This is a genomic window from Actinomadura rubrobrunea NBRC 15275 (assembly GCF_001552235.1).
Lineage (GTDB): Bacteria > Actinomycetota > Actinomycetes > Streptosporangiales > Streptosporangiaceae > Spirillospora > Spirillospora viridilutea.
In genome coordinates, this window is the sequence record NZ_BCQU01000191.1 from 1 (window position 1) to 2,217 (window position 2,217).

General features: G+C 75.4%; 2 protein-coding genes and 1 pseudogene. All 3 read left to right on the top strand.

Annotated elements, in window-relative coordinates; all coding sequences use genetic code 11:
• Window positions 1–1,090, top strand: a pseudogene (locus AR3_RS31405) (hypothetical protein); the annotation flags it as partial.
• A gap of 74 nt (window positions 1,091–1,164) precedes the next feature.
• Window positions 1,165–1,710: a peptide deformylase gene (gene def, locus AR3_RS28920; RefSeq protein WP_067918793.1), complete on the top strand. Its 546-nt coding sequence runs from the start codon at window positions 1,165–1,167 to the stop codon at window positions 1,708–1,710.
• A 1-nt stretch (window position 1,711) separates the two neighbouring features.
• On the top strand, window positions 1,712–2,217 hold a 506-nt coding region (locus tag AR3_RS28925), incomplete at its 3' end, for a methionyl-tRNA formyltransferase (RefSeq protein WP_281179299.1).

The following is a 2,217-nucleotide window of genomic DNA, read 5'->3' on the forward strand; positions in this document are numbered from 1 at the left end:
GTCCCCGCTCGTCGCCGAGGCGCTGGCCGGCGGCTCCGACCGGCTGCGGCGGGCCGCGGAGGAGGCCGGGATCGCCGGCGCGGACGCCGCCGTCCTCGCCGCGGGCGACGACGCCGCCGTGCTGGCGGCGTGGGTGCGGGTGTTCGACGCCGTGGCGACGGCCGCGCACGACCCCGCCGACGGCCTGGGCCCGGCCGAGCTGGTGCAGAACGAGCTGACCGGCGTGCTCGTCCACCTCTACGAGCAGGACGAGCCGACGCCGCCCGAACTGCTGGCCGCGGTGCTGCTCGCCCACGTCGAGCAGAAGTACCGGGTCGAGGACCGCCGCGCGGTGACCCCGGCGCTGGAGACCGCGCTGGCCGGGGAGATCGAGAACCTGGTCCGCTGGGGCGCGGCGGAGACGCGCGACGGCGGCCTGGCGCTCACCCCGCTGGGCGTGTGGGGCGTGCGGGAGCTGCTGCTGGCCGACGGGTTCGTGGCGCCGCTGGTGGGCGAGCTGGCCGACGTCCCGGCGGCGGACCTGGTGGCCGGGCTGACCTGGCACCGCAGCGACACCGCCGACGAGGAGATCGACGGCTGGCTGGCCCGCCGCGCCCCCGAGGACGCCGCCGGCGAGCTGCTGGAGGTCATGCGGACCGGCACGCCCGGCGCCCGCAACCTGGCCGCCGCCGTCCTGGAGCGCGTCGGCCCGCAGGCCGCCGGCGCCGTCCGGGACGCCGCGCGGGATGCGCCCGTCCGGCCCTACGCCCTGCTGTGGCTGAGCCGCAACGGCGATCCGGACGCCGAACTGAGCCGCGCCGAGTACGTGTGGATGTTCGTCGACTCGCTCGCCGGGATGATGGAGAGCGCCGACCCGGACGAGGCGGTGCGGGCGGCCCTGGCGCAGACGCCGCCGGACGCCGACATGGGCGCGCTGATCGACGACGTCCGGCGCGCCGAGCACCCCGACGCGATCGACGTGCTGGAGGCGCTCGGCGACCACCACCCCGACAAGGCGCTGGCGAAGGCGGCGCGCACCGCCGCGTACAAGGCGCGCTCGAGCCGGGGCGGCGCGGCGCCTCGCGGCGGGGACGCCGCCGGATCTCCGTAAACTGTGAAGGCGTCCGCCGCGTGCCGTACGCAATCCGTCGCAAACCGAACGCACCGTAGGGAACGGAGTCCTCGTTGGCCGTCAAGCCCATCCGCCTCTTCGGCGACCCCGTGCTGCGCACCCCGGCCGAACCGGTCAAGGACTTCGACAAGGAGCTGCGCCAGCTCGTCAAGGACCTCACCGACACCATGCTCGACGCCCCCGGCGTGGGGCTGGCCGCCCCGCAGCTCGGCGTGAGCCTGCGGGTGTTCACCTACTACGTCGACGACCGGCTCGGCCACCTGGTCAACCCGACCCTGGACCTGTCGGACGAGCAGGAGACCGACGACGAGGGCTGCCTGTCGCTGCCCGGCCTGTCCTTCCCCACGCCCCGCGCGGTGCGCGCGGTCGCCAAGGGCTTCAACATGTACGGCGAGCCGATCACCTTGGAGGGCACCCACCTGCTGGCCCGCTGCGTCCAGCACGAGACCGACCACCTGGACGGGGTGATCTTCATCGACCGGATGGACCCCGAGCAGCGCAAGGCCGCGATGAAGGCGATCCGGGAGGCCGAGTGGTTCGGCGAGCCCAAGCCGGTGGTCAAGCAGTCCCCGCACCCCACGTACGGGAAGGCCATCTAGCGTGAGGCTGGTTTTCGCGGGAACCCCGGAGACGGCGGTGCCGTCCCTGGAGGCGCTGCTGGAGTCCGACCACGAGGTGGCGGCCGTGGTCACCCGTCCCGACGCGCCCGCCGGACGCGGCCGCAAGGTGGCGCCCAGCCCGGTCGCGCGGCGCGCCGCCGAGGCCGGGATCGAGGTGCTCAAGCCCGCCAAGGCCGGCGACCCGCGGTTCCTGGACCGGCTGCGCGAGATCGCGCCGGACTGCTGCCCCGTCGTCGCCTACGGGGCGCTGCTGCCGCGCGCCGCGCTCGACATCCCCCGGCACGGCTGGGTGAACCTGCACTTCTCGCTGCTGCCGGCCTGGCGCGGCGCCGCGCCCGTCCAGCACGCCATCCTGCACGGCGACGACGTCACCGGCGCGGCCACGTTCCAGATCGAGGAGGGCCTGGACACCGGCCCGGTGTACGGGGTGCTGACCGAGCCGATCCGGCCCGACGACACCGCCGGGACCCTGCTGGAGCGGCTCCC